Below are 16,678 nucleotides of genomic sequence, written 5' to 3'. Positions count from 1 at the left end.
TTGACGAGGTATATTGAGGGATGACCGACACGCTGCCCACGGCTTCCGCTCGCTTACTGCGAGGTCTGCGCCTGCACTGCCCTGACTGTGACGGACGCGGGATTTTCTCGTCCTGGTTCACCATGCGGCCGGCGTGCCCGCACTGTCACCTACTGTTGGATCGTGGCTCGCGCGATTTCTTCATTGGTGCGTACTTGATCAACCTGATCATTGCGGAAGTGCTGTTCGCGACGCTCGTGGGATCCATCGTGTATGCGACCTGGCCTGCCGTGACGTGGGATGCGCTGCAATACATCGCGGTGGTCGCCATCATCGTCGCGCCGCTGACGACCTACCCATTTACGAAGACGCTGTGGCTGGCGTTCGACCTGTCGTTCTCGCCGCCAACAGCGCGCGATCGGGCTACAACAACGACTTGAGCTTCGCTAACCGCTCAACCGCCGCTTCCAGCGTTTCACGCTTTTTGCAGAACGCGAAGCGCACGAAGCGTTTTCCCTCGGGCGCACCAGGGCGATAAAAGCTCGACCCCGGCACCGTTGCCACTCCGAATTCCTTCGTCATCCATTTGGCGAATGTGACGTCGTCCTGTGAACTCAGCCCCGAGAAATCGGCAAAGAAGTAGTACGCGCCGTTCGGGTTTGTAAAGCGGAAACCGGCCTCGCGCAGCGGGCCTGCCAAGAACTCGCGCCGAGCTTTGTAATCGTCGGAGAGTTGTTGATAGTACGAATCCGGAAAGGCGTACCCGATGGCCGCGGCCTGCTGCAGCGGTGCCGGCGCCCCCACGGTGAGAAAATCGTGCACTTTCCGAATGGCGCCGGAGCGCTCGGGGCTCGCAATCGCGTAGCCGAGTCGCCAGCCGGTGATGCTGAAGGTCTTGGAGAGACTCGACGTCGTCACCGTGCGCTCACGCATGCCTGGCAGCGTAGCGATGGGAATATGGGTGCCTTCGAACAGGATGTACTCGTAGGGATCGTCGGTGATCACGATGATGTCGTTCGCGATACACACCTCCGCAATCGCCTCGAGTTCCGCACGATCAAATACGTGGCCCGTGGGATTGTGCGGTGAGTTGAGCACGAGCGCGCGCGTCCGTGGCGTGACGGCGGCCTTGAGGGCGTCGATATCGAGCTTCCAGTCGGGAACCGTCAGGGGCACAAAGACGGGCTTGGCCTCACTGAGAATGGCGTCGGGTCCGTAGTTCTCGTAGAAGGGCTCAAAAATCAGCACTTCGTCGCCCGGATCAATGAGCGCCAAAAAGACGGAGGCCATCGCCTCGGTGCCGCCGCAGGCTACGGTAATTTCGGCTTCAGGATCCACCGTCATGCCGTAGCGCCGGAGGTATTTCCCGGCGATGGCATCGCGGAGCGTTTTGGTGCCCCACGTCGTGGCGTACTGGTTGAAGTCGCGACGGATCGCGTCGCAGGCGGCTTCCTTCATTTCCTCTGGCATGGGAAAGTCGGGAAAACCTTGGGAGAGGTTCACGGCGCCGTATTGATTGGCGACACGGGTCATCTCGCGAATGACCGACTCAGTGAACGTCAGGGTGCGGCGGGCATTTGGCATACGGGAAAGATAATCCCGCCGCGAGCGCTCAGCACCGCAACCGCCAGCGACGTAAGGAGATTGGCGCTCGGTCGCCCCGCCGGACGAGGGCGTGAGGGAAATGCCGCTTGCCCAGACTGGTTACGGGCGCCAGACTCCATCGCGGTAAGTAGTTGATGCCGTCCCCTTTATTGAGACGCGCGTATGAAACGTCAAAATGCTCCTGCCGGCGCGTATCAGCGCCTGACCACGCCTTTGGTTCGCGAGGGCGGCGTGTTGCGCTCGGCGACGTGGGATGAGGCACTGGATGTCGCCGCGGCGGGATTCCGGCGGAATCTCGATCGCGGTGGTCCCAACGCCCTGGGGATCTTCAGCTGCTCGAAGTCCACCAACGAAATGAACTTCCTCGCGGGCAAGCTCGCGCGGTTGGTGTTCAAGACCAACAACATCGACAGCTGTAATCGAACGTGACACGCCCCTAGCGTCGTCGGTCTGGCGACAGTGTTTGGAGCGGGAGGCGGCACCAACTCCTATGCGGAAGTGGAAGAGACGGACGTCGTCTTCCTGTGGGGATCGAACGCGCGCGCCGCGCACCCGATCTGGTTTCACCATCTGCTCAAAGGCGTGCGCAATGGGACGCGGCTCTACGTGATGGATCCTCGCCGTACCGATTCCGCTAAGTGGGCGGACGTGTGGATGGGGCTCAACGTGGGGTCCGACGTTGCGCTGTCGAATACGATGGCGCGCGAAATCATTCACGCCGGACTCGCGCACTCGGCGTTCATTGCGAACGGCACGACGGGCTTTGACGCGTACCGCGCGGCGGTTGAGCCCTACACGCTCGACGTCGGGGAACAGCTCACGGGGATTCCGGCCACCGCGATTCGCGAGGCCGCGCACACCTTCGCCACAGCTGACAAGGCGATGATCTGCTGGACCCTCGGAATTACCGAGCACCACAACGCCGTCGATAACGTGCTGTCGTTGATCAATCTCTGTCTGCTCACCGGTCACGTGGGCCGTTGGGCCTGCGGCTGCAATCCGTTGCGTGGGCAGAACAATGTGCAGGGCGGCGGTGACATGGGGGCGATTCCCAATCGCTTGCCTGGCTTTCAGGACATTCTCGACCCCACGGTGCGCGAGGCGTTTGAGCGACACTGGGGGGTGCCGATTCAGCCGCAGTACGGCAAGAATCTCACCGAGATGCTGCACGCCATGGAGCACGGCGAGATCACAGCGCTGCTGTGCGCCGGCGAGAACCCCGTGCAGAGCGACGCGGACGGCAATAAAGTTGCGCGACTCCTCGGCGGACTCGACCACCTCGTGGTGCAGGAGATCTTTCTCACCAAGACGGCGCAACTCGCGCACGTGGTGCTCCCCGCCACGGCGAGTTGGTGCGAAGCCGAAGGGACGGTCACCAACAGCGAGCGCCGCGTCCAGCGTGTGCGCAAAGCAAAAGAACCGCCAGCTGGGGCGCGCGATGAACTCTGGATTCTCGCGGAGCTCGCGCGGCGACTCGGCACCGATCTCGGGAATCCGACCGCCGAGGAACTCTGGAATGAGTTCCGAACGGTGGCGCCTGCTTTCGCTGGCGGCATGAGCTACTCGCGTCTCGAATCGTTGGGCGGCATTCAGTGGCCCTGCCCCGACGAATCGCACCCAGGCGAAACGTTCCTACATGGACGGCTCTGGGAGACTCCCGTGCGCGGACGCCCGGCGCCGTTCTCTGTGGTGGAGCATGCGGGTCCCGCGGAGCAGCCCGATGCGGCGTATCCGTTTTTGCTCACCACCGGCCGTCGGCTCGAGTCGTACAACACGGGTGTGCAAACGGGCGGATACGCGTCGCCACTGCATTACGGCGAAACGGTTGATATGTCACCCGAAGATGCGGCGATGCTCGGGTTTGCGGATGGGGATCTCGCGCGCGTGAGTTCTCGGCGCGGCGCGGTCACTGCGCCCGTACGGATCGACCGCGCGCTGCGCGCTGGCCTGGTTTTTATGACATTTCATTTTCCAGATAGCGTTGATACCAACGTGCTCACCAACGACGCATACGACCTTCGGTCTGGCACGGCGGAATTTAAAGCCTGTGCGGTTCGCATTGAATCGCTCGTCGTTGCGGCCGGGGCGCGCTGATGGATATCCGACTGCTGGACGCCGTGCCCTCCGAAGCGGAACGCGCTGCCGTTGATGCGGTGCTCGGAGCTCCAGCCTCGGGCTGGGATGGCGGAGCTCGCGTCACGGCGCGAGACTCGCACCTCGCCTACGGTGGGCGTGCCATGCGTGAACGCCGCCACGAACTCGTGCCGGCGCTGCAGGCGCTCCAGGCGCGCGTGGGGTGGATCAGCGAGGGTGGCTTGGGTTATGTGTGCGAGCGACTGCAGGTGCCACCCGCTGAGGCGTGGGGCGTTGCGACGTTCTACGCGTTGCTCGCCACGTCACCGCGCCCTCGGCGCGTAGTGCACATGTGCGACGACGTCGGTTGCCGAGACAAAGGAGGGCGCGAAGTAGAAGCTGCCTTGCTGGCTGCCGGTGGTTCTGCGGTGGCGCATGAGCCGTCGGGTACGCACATGAACCTCGACGCCAACACGCCCGCGTGGATGCATTCTCCGTGCCTTGGTCTGTGCGATCGTGCTCCGGCGGTGCTCGTCACAGACGCTGGTGATCCTGCGGTCGAGCGATTGCTAGGGCACGTGACGCCTGATGTGGCCCGCGCCTTGCTCGCCGGTGCCGCACCTGGCGCAGACGCGCTGGCGAACACGGTGGTACCGCAGGTGGGAGATCCCTCGCTTGTACTGCTCCGGCGTGTTGGGGTCGTAGACCCGACGTCGCTCGATGCGTACCGCGACGCTGGCGGCTACACGGCCCTCGCGCGCGCGCTGCAACTCGGCGCAGAGGGCGTCATCGCTGAGGTGACCGCGTCCAAGCTGGTGGGCCGTGGAGGCGCCGCATTTCCAACGGGACGAAAGTGGGAGGCGGTACGAACGCAGAGCGCGACCCCGCACTATCTGATCTGCAACGCTGATGAGAGTGAGCCGGGCACCTTCAAAGATCGCGTGCTGCTCACGGGCGATCCGTTTGCGATTGTTGAAGCCATGACCATCGCGGCATTCGCCACGGGTTGCGAGCACGGATTCGTCTATCTGCGCGCAGAGTACCCACTGGCCAACGAACGGCTACAGGGAGCGATCGATCACGCGCGGGCGGCAGGCCTGCTCGGCGAGAGTGTTCTCGGTGGCGAATTCCGATTTGACATCGAGATTCGTCGCGGCGCGGGCGCGTACATCTGCGGCGAAGAGACCGCGTTGTTTGAGTCGATTGAAGGCAAGCGCGGCGAGCCGCGGAGCAAACCACCCTTCCCTGTGCAATCCGGTGTATTTGGAAAACCGACGCTGGTCAACAACGTCGAAACACTCGCGAATGTGCTGCCGATTGTGTTACACGGTGGCGCCGCATTTGCTGCTACTGGCACCGAGCAATCCACGGGAACGAGACTCTTTTGCTTGAGCGGAGCCGTGGAGCGGCCGGGCGTGTACGAGGCACCATTTGGAACTTCACTGAAGGCGCTGCTCCACACAGCAGGAGCGTCGCCGCGGATGCGTGCCGTGCTCCTCGGTGGCGCCGCGGGCACATTCCTACCGGCCGCGGATACCGATATTCCGCTGTCGCTTGAAGGCGCTCGAGCGGCAGAGACCACACTCGGTTCCGGTGTGGTGATGGTGTTTGATGACTCGCAGGACCTCGAAGCGGCCGTGCTCCGTATTGCCGCGTTCTTCCGAGATGAATCGTGCGGCCAGTGCGTGCCCTGCCGCGTTGGAACCGTCCGCCAAGAAGAGGCGCTGCACCGTTTGGCGCGCGGCAAGACGCGCGGCGGGACGGAAGCAGAGTTTGCCTTGCTTGAAGAGATCGGCGTGGCCATGCGCGACGCCTCTATTTGCGGCCTCGGCCAGACGGCGTACGCCGCCGTGGAGTCGGCGGTCAAGCGCCTGCATCTGTTTCAGGGAGGCACCGCATGACGACGACGCTGATTTCCATCGAGCGGCCCGCACGAGCGCCCAAGAAACCGGTGGCGTTCACGATCGATGGTCGTTCGGTCACGGTGGAAGAAGGTACCACGATTCTCGCCGCCTGCCGCACGATCGGCATTGAGATTCCGACCCTGTGCTTTCTCGAGACGCTGCGTCCGGTAAACGTTTGCCGACTGTGCGTAGTAGAGGTAGAAGGTGCGCGGGTGTTGGCGCCGAGTTGTTCGCGCGCCGCAGAAGCCGGTATGGTGGTGTACACGAAATCAGCGCGAGTCATCCACGCGCGCCGTCTCGTGCTTGAGTTTCTTGCCTCGAGTGTGGACCTCTCCACGACGCCGGGAATGGCGGAGTTGCTTGCGGAGTACGACTGCAAGCCAGAGCGCTACGGGCCGCCCAAGCCACATGCGCTCTCAGGCGAACGTGATGCCGCGATCGCCGGACACCACGCGGCTCCTGATCCCGACTTCGCAGCCACCGTTGGCCAACCGGTGAAGGTGGACAACGATCTCTATGTGCGCGACTACGCAAAGTGCGTCCTCTGCTACAAGTGCGTAGAGGCCTGTGGCACGGACCACCAAAACACCTTTGCCATTGCGGTGGCGGGGCGCGGTTTCAACGCGCGCATCTCCACCGAGATGGCGGTGTCGCTTCCCGACTCCGCGTGCGTGTACTGCGGCAACTGTATTGCGGTGTGCCCGACCGGTGCGTTGATGGCCAAGCCGGAGTTCGATATGCGCGCGGCGGGTACGTGGAACGCCGACGCGCAAACGACAACCGACACCATCTGCCCGTACTGCGGCGTTGGTTGCACGCTCAGCTTGCATGTGCAGGACAACACGATCGTCAAGGCAACCTCGCCGCTCGAGAACACCATCACACTCGGCAACTTGTGCGTCAAAGGCCGGTTCGGCTGGCAGTACGTGCAGCCTGGCCCGAGCGCGGACAGCGCAACGACGCGTGATGGCTGACGAAATCGCTCTCGGCGCTGACCCTGGCGTGGGCTACGGGGCTCCGACGAGTGCTCGTGCATTCGTGCATGTGGCTAGTGGAGTGAAGCACGATCACCAGGCGACGCTCGCCGAGGAAGTGCCCGTGGCCTTTGTCTATGCGGGGCATTCGCACGCTGTGATGATGTGTACGCCAAGCGACTTAGAAGATTTGGCGATTGGCTTCACGCTCTCGGAAGGGATCGTTGCAACGCGCGAGGAGATTGGCGAGGTGACGGTCACGCGCCACAGCCGCGGCATCGAACTCGGTATCGCTGTCGCGGAATCCGTGCGGAATCAACTCACGGCGCGATCGCGCTCGTTGACCGGTCGCACCGGTTGTGGACTGTGCGGCGTCGAAGCAATTGACGACGCCGTGCGTGCCGTGCCCACCGTGACCGGCACGCAACGGGTGACGGACGCCGCACTCTACCGAGCGGGCGCGTCGCTGGGCGCCTCGCAAACACTGAATCGAGACACGCACAGTGTGCACGCGGCAGCTTGGGTGTCAGCCGACGGCGAGCTGCTCGTGGTGCGGGAGGACGTGGGCCGGCACAACGCGCTCGACAAAGTGCTCGGCGCTCTATGGCGCGCAGACACCGACACCGCGAGCGGCTTCTTGTTGCTCACCAGTCGTCTGAGTTACGAACTCATCCAGAAAGCCGCGGTCGCCGGCGTCTCCATTGTCGCGGCCATCTCACGACCCACCGGACTCGCCGTACGGCTCGGCGACGGCGCCGGCATCACGCTCGTTGGCCTCCTGCGCGGGGAGTCGGCGAATGTGTATTGTCATCCTTCCCGCATTCTCACTTCCTAAACACCACACCATGACGTTCCCGACCGACATTGAAATCGCCCAGGCCGCCAAGCCGCGTCCCATCACGGAAGTCGCCGCTGATCTCGGGCTGACGCCCGACGACATTGACCAGTACGGCAAGTTCAAGGCGAAGCTTCCCCTGGAGTTGTCGCAACGTCCGGCCAAGGGGCGCTTGGTGCTGGTCACCGCCATCAGCCCAACGCCAGCTGGCGAAGGCAAGAGCACCGTCAGCGTTGGTCTCGCGCAGGCGATGCGCCGGATTGGCACCAACGCCGTACTCTGCATTCGCGAGCCATCACTCGGCCCGGTGTTCGGCGTGAAGGGCGGTGCCGCAGGGGGTGGCTACTCGCAGGTGATTCCAATGGAGGATATCAATCTCCATTTCACGGGCGACTTTCACGCGATCTCAAGCGCGCATGCACTGTTGTCGGCGATGATGGACAATCATCTGCAGCAAGGGAACGAGACGAACCTCGACCCGCGACGCATCACCTGGCCGCGCACCATCGACATGAATGATCGCGCGCTCCGGAACGCCGTGATCGGACTCGGCGGTGTGGGCGACGGCGTGGTGCGTGAAGAGCATTGGGTGATCATCCCCGCGAGCGAAGTCATGGCGATCCTGTCGCTGTCGTCGAGCCGCGAGGATCTTGAGGAACGTTTGGGCCGCATTATCATTGGCGCGACGGCGGGCAAGGATCGCAAACCCGTACGTGCGCGCGACATCAAAGCGTCTGGCGCGATGGCGATGTTGCTCAAGGATGCGATTCGCCCGAACCTCGTGCAGACACTCGAAGGAGGCCCTGCCCTCGTTCACGCTGGGCCGTTCGGTAACATTGCGCACGGCTGCAACTCGATCATCGCGACCAAGACCGCATTGGCCCTCGGCGATGTCGTGGTCACGGAAGCCGGGTTTGGCAGCGATCTTGGCGCCGAGAAATTCTTTGACATCAAGTGCCGCTTCGGCGGGTTGAATCCCGAAGCTGCCGTGCTGGTCGCCACGATTCGATCGCTCAAGATGCAGGGCGGACTCGACAAGAAGAATCTGAAGACCGAAGACTTGGGTGCGCTTGAACGCGGCCTGCCGCACCTCGCCCACCATGTGAAAAATGTGCAACAGTTCGGCGTGCCAGTTGTGGTGGCACTCAACCGCATCCTGAGCGACACCGACGCGGAACTCAAGATGGTGCAAGACTACGCCGCCAAGCTCGGCGTGAAGGTGATTCTGACGGAGGTGTGGGCTAAGGGCGGTGCCGGTGGCGAGGAACTGGCCAAGGAAGTGCTGGCGATGCTCGCCGCCAAGACTGGACACTACGCCCCGTTGTACGATGCCAAGTTGCCCATCAAACAGAAGATTGAGACGATCGTGCAGAAGGTGTACGGCGGCGATGGCGTGGACTACGCGCCCGCGGCTGAACGCGCCATCGAATACCTGACCTCCATTGGACTCGGCGAAACGCCGGTGTGCATTGCCAAGACGCAGTACTCGCTCACGGACGAGCCGGCGCGGCTCTGCGTGCCCAAGGGCTTCCGGATCACGATCAATGAGGTGTACGGGTCGGCTGGGGCTGGCTTCGTGGTCGCGAAGGCCGGTGACATCATGACCATGCCTGGGCTCCCCAAGGTGCCGGCGGCAGAGGGGATGTCGATCGACGCCGATGGGGACATCGTCGGGCTCAGCTAGGCTCGTCGGGGAACGGTGGGGCTAGAGCCCCGATTGGCTTCCGGATTACCGGACGCCGATCGGGGCTTTTCACCGACTGAACGCCCGTGAGTAACTAGTGATACTGTTGGCAGGCGGGTATCTGCCTGGATGTATTCCTCACGGTTCTTTCCCATTTGGAGATCGATTCACCATGCGTGTCTGGCACGTGTTCCCCCTCATCGCTGTTCTGGCCACCGCTGCCCGCGCTCAAGCGCCCGCCCTGGCCTCCAGCGACAAGGTGTACGCCGAAGCTCAGGTTGATCGCCCGGCCATGAAGAAGCCGGGGACTCTCTTTCCGCAGTATCCCGAGGCACTCAAGGCCGCCGGTATTCAAGGCGAGGTGTTAGCGCAGTTTGTGGTTGATGTGGACGGCACGCCGATCCTCGACACCTTCAAGGTGATCAAGACGACCAACGTCGAGTTCGCGAATGCCGTCAAGGCGGCATTGCCCGAGATGCGTTTTGCCCCCGCTGAACTCAAGGGACAGAAGGTGCGCCAGTTGTATCAGACCCCATTCGTGTTTGCGATGCCGTCCAAGGCGGCGCCGCACGGCCCGAAGGGCATTCAGAGTGGAACGCCGCGCCACCAGTAAACACGCGTAGCCACACCTCAGCACACCTTGCCCGCTCCAAAGCGAGCGGTACGGAAACGAGAAGCGGCGACGGTCACCTGACCGTCGCCGCTTCTGTCTTACAGGGTTGCTTCGCGCTTACGGAATGATCGGCGTTGCCGGAGCGGCCGGCGGTGCCTTCTTGAGCGCCGGATCGCCCGCGTGCTTCACGTACGTATCGAGCCAAGCGGTCCAACGAGCCCACTGGTCGAGCATGGTCTCCTTGGTGGCCGGCCCGTGATCTTCATATGGATACATGTACAGCGACGCCGTCTTTCCATTGGCGCGCAGCGCCTGCATCATGCGAATCGAGCTCACCGGATCGGTGCCGACGTTCTGATCCTCGAGCGAGTGATACATAAGGATTGCGCCCTGCATTTTGTCGGCGACCAGCATCGGCGACATCTCGAGATACGTCTTCTGGCCGCTCCACAGATCGCGCCGTTCGCTCTGGAACCCCGTCGGTGTCAGCGTGCGGTTGTACATACCGTCACCCGCGATGCCCGCCTTAAAGAACGGCGTGTGGGTCATGGCGTTCATGGTGCTGAAGGCGCCGTACGAATGGCCACCGATGCCGAGTCGCGCCCGATCGATGAATCCCTGCTTGTCGAGTTCGTCGATCACCGCCGAGAGGTTCATCACCAAATCGGAGATGTAGTTGTCGTTCATTCGCCCCGCTTCACCCATGATTGGCGGATCGAAATTCGCGACGGCATAGCCCTGCGTCGCGAGAAATTCAATCGTGCGAGGGCCTGCCACTGGGAAACGGTTCACGTTCTCGGTGCGAAGCGTCCGCTCGTAGCCGGCCTGATCCGTGTACTCATACGGATAGAACCAGAACATCCCCGGAAGCCGTGTGCCGGCCTGATAGTTCGCGGGCAACGTGAGCTTGACGATGAAATGGATGCCATCCGGGCGCGTCACGGTCACGCGCTTGCGCACGAGGTTAGTGAACTCGGGCGAGTAATCCACGTTGTTCGTGAGCTTGGTTCCGGTCCCCGCCTTGACGTCGCGCACATACGCGTCGGCAACAGCGGTCGCGGTTTCACGGGTCACAATGATCTTGGAGAAGTCATCATCGAGCGCCGCACCAACCGCTTCGTAGGCATCCTTGGCCCCTTCGAAAATGCGCGTCTTCGTGCCGGTCTTGATGTCGACCTTGTCGACGAACTCACGCGGTGCACTCGCGAGGTAATCGCGGAAGTACTGCGTGCCCTGCAGGAACACCGCACCGTCCGAGGAGACCATCGCCACGGAGCCGCCCAGTGTGCCGCGGCGGGTAATCATCGCGCCAGGATTCGTAAAGAAGGAAAGCGAGTCGTCGCCTGCGCCGCCGCGCCCACCGGCCGGAGCACCGCCGCCACGTCCACCGCGCCCGCTCAGGAACGACGGCGTAAAGCCACGCTGGCGAATCAGCGAATATTTCTTGGTCGGCTCAGCAAGGTTTACGGCGTACAAATCGCCCGTACCGTTACTGGTCGCGGCGACGAACAGCATTTTTGCGTCGTCCGTGAAACTGAGGTTGGTGATCGGGCCATCGGCCGTGTACATCACTTTGGTGTCCGCCGTGCCGAACGGCGCCGTCCACTGCACCACGCGATCCGGTCGCGCTGCGGCACCCGCCCCCGCTCCACCGCGCCCACCACCGGCGGCACCACGTCCCGCGCCAGCGCCAGCGCCATTTGCCGAATCACCGCGTGCGGCCGGAACACTTTCAATGAAGTAGAGCCCAGGACCGGCGGGCATCCACGCCAACCCGCGCTTGCTCTCGCCGCCCCGTCCGCCGCGACCACCGGCGCCACCGCCCGTTGTGTCGCTGCCGAGGCGGAGCGGGCGCTTCTGAATGGTAGCGAGCAGCTTGCCGCTCGCATCCCAGAGCTCTTCGTTGGTGCCAAAGCTCGTGTACTGCGTCACGTACGAGAACGGCTTCTGCATCGTGGTGACGCGGAAGACCGAGCCGTCCGGCGAGGCGTCGATCGCCGAGATCATCGCCGGTGCGCCGATTTTGCGTGAGGTCTTGGTCTTCACGTCGAGTAACGCAAGCTGACCAGTCGTGTAGTACTCGAGCAGCTCCTGCTCATACGGATCCTGAAGCAGGCTCCAGAAGTTCCGCTCGGGATCCTTGTTGCCATCGGTCCACGTGCGCACGAGCGGGCCCGTCGCAATCTCCGGGCGCTTTGGCTCAGCCTTTCGTCCGTCCGGAAGCTGCACGACGGTAATGCCCTTGCCGTCGGCCGTCCAATCCACGGCGGTCACCAACGTGGCGAGCAGTGGCGTTTTGGAGATCTGTACGGACTTGCCGGTGGTAACGTCAGCGACGAAGACCTGCGTGGCGTCATCAAAGTTCGCGAGGAACGCGATCTGCTTGGAATCCGGTGCCCAGACGGCACCACTCAGCGATGCGCCTTTGGGTGCCGCGATGTCGATGGTCTTTCCCGTGGCCGGATCCACCAGTTGCAAACCCGTGGCGCCGCGGTTGGTGAGGGAGCGATTGCGATTGGCCTTGCCGTCCACCTGTAAGCCGCCAAGGTAATAGTGCTGCTTTCCGAACGTGGTCACGCTCGGCATCCCTTCGCTCTGCTCCTTGAGGAATAGCTTGCGGTTCGGGCTCGCCAACGTCAGCGACACGTTCAGGTGCCGGGGCGCCGTCACGAGCTTGGAAATCAGGTCCGTGGGCGCGGCGTAGGATTCCTTCCCGAGCTGCGCACGATTGGCGGCAAGCCACGCGGGGGTGTTCTGCGCACTATCGCGAGTGGTGGAGGCCTGCGCCCCCAGCGAAGCGGTCAACGTCAACATCGCCAAACCAGCCAGTACGACGACAGGAACAAAACGGTTCCGCATCAGATGATTCCTCGAATCAGAAGACGAATACAGTGCGCTCGGGCGCCATCTATACCATACGTCACAGGCGGCTGATCCGCTGGCGGCCAGCCGGGCGCCACCGCGACGCCCCGCCCCCACCCCGTGGCTGGGCCTCGGAATCCGGACGCCGACCGCGATGGCCGCCGCCATCCGATTTGCCCCCGTCGGATTTCGGCGTAGAATACCAGCACGTTGTTCTTCCGTCTCCCACTGAGGTGCCCTATGCGGCGTCACGCCGTTTCCGCGTTCGCTCTTGCCCTGCTCGTGGCGATGCCTGCTTTCGCCGCTCGCGGCCAGTCCGGCGATCCCGCCGCCGCCAAACCGGGGCGCGCACCGAACCAAGCGATTGACGAGGAGTACACGAAGAAGATCCTCGAGTACACCACCGAGAAGTTCTTTCTCTCTCCGCTCGTGGACTATCTCCCCGCGTCCAAGACCGTCCCCACCCCAAAGGCCGTGCTCGGCGACATCGCCGGCTCGCCCACCAAGCTCCCGTACTCGCATGAGGTGTACGCCTACATGCGGCTGCTCGCCAAGTCGAGTCCGCGTGTGAAGGTGGTTTCCATCGGCACGTCGGAAGAAGGGCGCGAGATGATTGCCGTGGCAATCGCGTCCGAAAAACTCATCAATAATCTTGACGCCAATCGGGCCAAGCTCGCCAAACTTGCCGATCCGCGCACGATCGGCATGAACGACGCCGAGGCGGAAAAGATCGCGAGCGACGCCACGCCGATCTATTACATCACCGGCACGATTCACTCGACGGAAGCCGGCGCACCGACGGCCTTGATGGAACTGGCGTACCGTCTCGCAGTGGACGAGAGCCCGTACGTCCGCAACATCCGCGATCACGTGATCACGCTCATTACGCCCGTGGTCGAGGTCGATGGCCGCGACCGCATGGTGGACTTGTACAACTGGCACGTCAAACATCCGGGTGAGACCGCGCCCGAGCTTGCGTACTGGGGACACTACGTCCGCCACGATAACAATCGCGACGCGATGGGGATGACGCTCAAGCTCACCCAGAACGTGCTGAACACCTACGTGGATTGGAAGGCGCAGGTGCTCCACGATCTGCACGAGTCCGTGGCCTTCCTCTACGACAACACCGTTGGCGACGGCCCGTTCAATGCGTGGGTCGACCCGCTCCTCACCAACGAATGGCAAATGATGGGCTGGAACAACGTGCAGGAGATGACGCGGCTTGGTATGCCCGGCGTGTTCGCGCACGGCACGTTCGACACCTGGTCGCCCGGCTATTTGATGTTCATTGCCGCAACGCACAACGGCATCAGCCGCCTCTACGAGACGTACGGCAACGGCGGCACCGCCGAGACCGTGGATCGCACGCTCTCGTCGAACGAAACCGAACGCACCTGGTACCGGCAGAATCCGCCGTTGCCGCGCGTCAAATGGTCGCTACGGAATAACAACAACTACGAGCAGACGGGGCTCCTTGTCTCGCTGCAGTACTTTGCCAACAATCGTCACCTGTTCCTCACGAACTTCTACGAAAAGAGCAAGCGCTCCATCCTGAAGGCGCGCACCGAAGGCCCGGGCGCGTACGTCTTTTCCGCCAATGATCCGCGCCTCGGCGCACAGGCGGAACTGCTTCGCCTTATGCAGAAGCAGAAAGTGGAGATTTCTCGCGCGACGGCCGCTTTTAGCGTCACCCTGCCGGTGAAGCGTGCCGCGGCGGCGGCTGGCGGCGGTCGCGGTGGCCGCGGTGCGGCGGCCGGCGGCGACACACCAGCCGCTCCGGCTGGCCCCGCGACGGAGACACGGCAGTTCCCCGCCGGATCGTACATCATCCGCATGGATCAACCGTATTCGCGCATCGCGGACGCGCTCCTCGACTACCAGTTTTGGAGCCCGACCGACCCGCAGAAGCGCCCGTACGACGACACCGGCTGGACCTTCCCCGAAGGATTCAACGTGCAGGCCGTGCGCGTCACCGACGCCAAGGTGCTCGATACGCCCATGGAGCGCGTGACGGGAGAGGTGCGTTCGCCAGGTGGAGTAACCGGAACGGGCGGCGTCTACGCGATCAACAACAACAGCGACAACGCGCTCACCACGCTCCGGTATCGGCTCAAGACGGCCGACTTCCAGAGTGCCGAAGAACCGTTCGAAGCGGGCGGTGCAAAGTACGCTCGCGGGTCATACCTCGTACGCGGTGTGGAGCGGAGCGAACTCGAGAAGGCCGCCGTCGACTTGGGTGTCAAGGTGACCGCGCTGTCGGCGGCTCCGAGCGTCAAGACACATCCGGCGCGCGCCGCACGCATTGCCGTCTTGCACGCCTGGTCGAGCAGCACGCAGACGGAGGGCTGGTGGCGTTTTGCGCTCGACTTCAATCAGATTCCGTTTGAGTACATCAGCACGCAGGATGTTGCGAAGGACGCCAACCTCAACGCCAAGTACGACGTCATTCTCTTTCCGCCGACCGCGAGCGGGGCGATCGTCGAAGGCTTGCCGATGTGGCGCAACCCGATGCCGTGGAAGAACACGCCGGAAACGCCAAACATCGGCACGTGGGCCCAGACGGACGACACGCGTCCTGGTCTCGGCTTGACCGGACTCGCCAACCTGCGTGGGTTCGCGGCACGCGGTGGCGTGCTGGTGACGTCGCTCGGCACCTCCGACTTTGCCTTGCAGAATGGCTTTGCCGCTGGCGTCGGAGCGGTATCGCTTCCGCGCGGCAAGGTGGTCGGCTCGCTGCTCAAGTCGCACGTCGTCGATGATGCCAGCCCGCTCACGTACGGCATCAACGACAATCTGGCCGTGTATAGCGACGCCGGCGAAGCGTTCACGGTGAGTAACACCAGCGGCGGCGGCGGTGGTCGCGGCGGCGCTGGCGGTGGTGGCCCTCGTGCGACCGGACGCGGCACCGCCGACGATCCGGACGAAGTGCAAGGACGCCCCGCGCTCGACGCGCGCTTTCAGGCACTGCCCCGGGTGCCGGTGCAGCCGTGGCAAGCCGCGCCGATCACCGACGATCAGCTGCGCAATCCGCTCAACGTCATTCCCCCGGACCAGCGTCCACGCGTGGCGTTCCGGTTCTCGGAGCAGCGTGATTTGTTGGTCAGCGGCCTGCTCGACGGCGGCACCGAAATCGCGCAGCGTCCGATTGTCGTGGATGTGCCAATGCAAAAGGGGCACATCGTGATGTTCGCCATCAATCCGGTGTGGCGCGGCGAGACCATCGGCAGCTACGCAATGGTGTTCAACGCGATCCTCCACTTCGACAACCTGAACGCGGGCCGGAAGCTCGATTCGAAGTAATGTTCACCGCTCTCTCCCTCGTACGAAGCCTGACATAGTTCGTCGGTCCAAACGGGGCGAATGTAGTAACCGGACGCTCGGTTCCTTTTGGAACCGGGCGTCCGGTGTTTCCTGACTGCGGAGCGCCGTCTGATGCCCCATTGTTGCAGGTGACATACCACATTATGCCCCCATCCACCGCACTTCGGAGCCTCCATGTTCCACATGTCATTGTCTCGCGTTTCGCTCTCTCTCGCTGTGCTGGCCGCAGTCGCCTGCACCGCCGCCCCAGCCGACCAAGGAGCCGCCGCTGCCGCTCCCGTGGGCCAGGCGTCCGTGCAGGACAATGAATCCACGCCGGACGTCGTGAAGGTCGCCGTCGGTTCCAAGGATCACACCACGCTCGTGGCAGCACTTCAGGCGGGCGACCTGGTGAACGCGCTCGCTAACGCTGGCCCGTTTACGGTGTTTGCCCCGACGAACGCCGCATTCGAGAAACTCCCGAAGGGCACCGTCGATGATCTGCTCAAGCCAGCCAACAAAGAAACGCTGAAGCTCGTGCTGCAGCACCATGTCACGACGTCGGCGCTCTCTGTGGACGCGCTCTCCGACGGTCAGGTGCTCGGCATGGCCGACAACACCTCCGCGACGATCACCAAGAAAGGCAACGACACGTTCATTGACGGCGCCAAGATTATCGCTTCGGTGAAAGCGTCGAACGGCATGGTCCATGTTGTGGACGCCGTGATCGCTCGCCCGAAGCAGTAAGGATCGCCTTCGTTCATCCGGCCCACCCGCCGGCAACGAAGCCCCCCCAATGCAAAGCGGCCCGCACCAAGTTTCGGTGCGGGCCGCTTTGTATTCCTA

11 protein-coding genes are annotated in these 16,678 nt (G+C 63.2%); 9 read left to right on the top strand and 2 right to left on the bottom strand.

Annotation, left to right across the window (positions count from 1 at the left end; genetic code table 11):
- Positions 1–20: 20 nt before the first annotated feature.
- Positions 21–419, top strand: coding sequence for a DUF983 domain-containing protein (locus tag NTZ43_04410; protein MCX5766454.1), 399 nt, complete (start codon positions 21–23; stop codon positions 417–419).
- Here the strand turns inward: NTZ43_04410 and NTZ43_04405 are convergent.
- Entirely contained in the window at positions 403–1,563 is a 1,161-nt protein-coding gene (locus NTZ43_04405) for an aminotransferase class I/II-fold pyridoxal phosphate-dependent enzyme (GenBank protein MCX5766453.1), read from the bottom strand. The two genes, NTZ43_04410 and NTZ43_04405, sit on opposite strands and share 17 nt — an antisense overlap.
- A 183-nt stretch (positions 1,564–1,746) precedes the next feature.
- On the opposite strand from NTZ43_04405, the gene NTZ43_04400 reads away from it, so the two are divergent.
- The 6 genes from NTZ43_04400 to NTZ43_04375 all read left to right on the top strand — a co-directional run bounded on the left by NTZ43_04400 (position 1,747) and on the right by NTZ43_04375 (position 9,667).
- Positions 1,747–3,678 (top strand): molybdopterin-dependent oxidoreductase, encoded by a 1,932-nt coding sequence (locus NTZ43_04400; GenBank protein MCX5766452.1) that lies wholly within the window; start codon positions 1,747–1,749, stop codon positions 3,676–3,678.
- On the top strand, positions 3,678–5,558 hold the full coding sequence (locus NTZ43_04395; GenBank protein MCX5766451.1) for an NAD(P)H-dependent oxidoreductase subunit E: 1,881 nt from the start codon (positions 3,678–3,680) through the stop codon (positions 5,556–5,558). Before NTZ43_04400 ends, NTZ43_04395 begins: the two co-directional genes overlap by 1 nt.
- Complete coding sequence (locus NTZ43_04390) at positions 5,555–6,535, top strand: 2Fe-2S iron-sulfur cluster-binding protein (protein MCX5766450.1); 981 nt, start codon at positions 5,555–5,557, stop codon at positions 6,533–6,535. Before NTZ43_04395 ends, NTZ43_04390 begins: the two co-directional genes overlap by 4 nt.
- Positions 6,528–7,370, top strand: coding sequence for a formate dehydrogenase accessory sulfurtransferase FdhD (fdhD, locus tag NTZ43_04385; protein ID MCX5766449.1), 843 nt, complete (start codon positions 6,528–6,530; stop codon positions 7,368–7,370). The genes NTZ43_04390 and fdhD overlap by 8 nt, the downstream gene beginning before the upstream one ends.
- A gap of 10 nt (positions 7,371–7,380) precedes the next feature.
- Entirely contained in the window at positions 7,381–9,054 is a 1,674-nt protein-coding gene (locus NTZ43_04380; protein ID MCX5766448.1) for a formate--tetrahydrofolate ligase, read from the top strand.
- Between the two features lie 172 nt (positions 9,055–9,226).
- Entirely contained in the window at positions 9,227–9,667 is a 441-nt protein-coding gene (locus NTZ43_04375; GenBank protein MCX5766447.1) for an energy transducer TonB, read from the top strand.
- 117 nt (positions 9,668–9,784) lie between these two features.
- Here NTZ43_04375 and NTZ43_04370 read toward each other — a convergent pair whose 3' ends face one another.
- Positions 9,785–12,526: a prolyl oligopeptidase family serine peptidase gene (locus tag NTZ43_04370; GenBank protein ID MCX5766446.1), complete on the bottom strand. Its 2,742-nt coding sequence runs from the start codon at positions 12,524–12,526 to the stop codon at positions 9,785–9,787.
- 243 nt (positions 12,527–12,769) lie between these two features.
- On the opposite strand from NTZ43_04370, the gene NTZ43_04365 reads away from it, so the two are divergent.
- Entirely contained in the window at positions 12,770–15,832 is a 3,063-nt protein-coding gene (locus NTZ43_04365; protein ID MCX5766445.1) for a M14 family zinc carboxypeptidase, read from the top strand.
- Between the two features lie 204 nt (positions 15,833–16,036).
- On the top strand, positions 16,037–16,579 hold the full coding sequence (locus tag NTZ43_04360) for a fasciclin domain-containing protein (protein ID MCX5766444.1): 543 nt from the start codon (positions 16,037–16,039) through the stop codon (positions 16,577–16,579).
- The last annotated feature ends 99 nt before the right edge of the window (positions 16,580–16,678 follow it).

It is taken from the genome of Gemmatimonadota bacterium (genome assembly GCA_026387915.1).
In the GTDB taxonomy this organism is placed as follows: domain Bacteria; phylum Gemmatimonadota; class Gemmatimonadetes; order Gemmatimonadales; family Gemmatimonadaceae; genus Fen-1231.
This window is presented reverse-complemented; position numbering and strand designations above follow the sequence as displayed.

What these genes read in the sequence shown, in the direction of transcription:
- NTZ43_04410 (MCX5766454.1), top strand. Translation starts at nt 21, where the DNA reads ATGACCGACACGCTGCCCACGGCTTCCGCTCGCTTACTGCGAGGTCTG.
- NTZ43_04405 (MCX5766453.1), bottom strand. Translation starts at nt 1,563, where the DNA reads ATGCCAAATGCCCGCCGCACCCTGACGTTCACTGAGTCGGTCATTCGC.
- NTZ43_04395 (MCX5766451.1), top strand. Translation starts at nt 3,678, where the DNA reads ATGGATATCCGACTGCTGGACGCCGTGCCCTCCGAAGCGGAACGCGCT.
- NTZ43_04390 (MCX5766450.1), top strand. Translation starts at nt 5,555, where the DNA reads ATGACGACGACGCTGATTTCCATCGAGCGGCCCGCACGAGCGCCCAAG.
- fdhD (MCX5766449.1), top strand. Translation starts at nt 6,528, where the DNA reads ATGGCTGACGAAATCGCTCTCGGCGCTGACCCTGGCGTGGGCTACGGG.
- NTZ43_04380 (MCX5766448.1), top strand. Translation starts at nt 7,381, where the DNA reads ATGACGTTCCCGACCGACATTGAAATCGCCCAGGCCGCCAAGCCGCGT.
- NTZ43_04375 (MCX5766447.1), top strand. Translation starts at nt 9,227, where the DNA reads ATGCGTGTCTGGCACGTGTTCCCCCTCATCGCTGTTCTGGCCACCGCT.
- NTZ43_04370 (MCX5766446.1), bottom strand. Translation starts at nt 12,526, where the DNA reads ATGCGGAACCGTTTTGTTCCTGTCGTCGTACTGGCTGGTTTGGCGATG.
- NTZ43_04365 (MCX5766445.1), top strand. Translation starts at nt 12,770, where the DNA reads ATGCGGCGTCACGCCGTTTCCGCGTTCGCTCTTGCCCTGCTCGTGGCG.
- NTZ43_04360 (MCX5766444.1), top strand. Translation starts at nt 16,037, where the DNA reads ATGTCATTGTCTCGCGTTTCGCTCTCTCTCGCTGTGCTGGCCGCAGTC.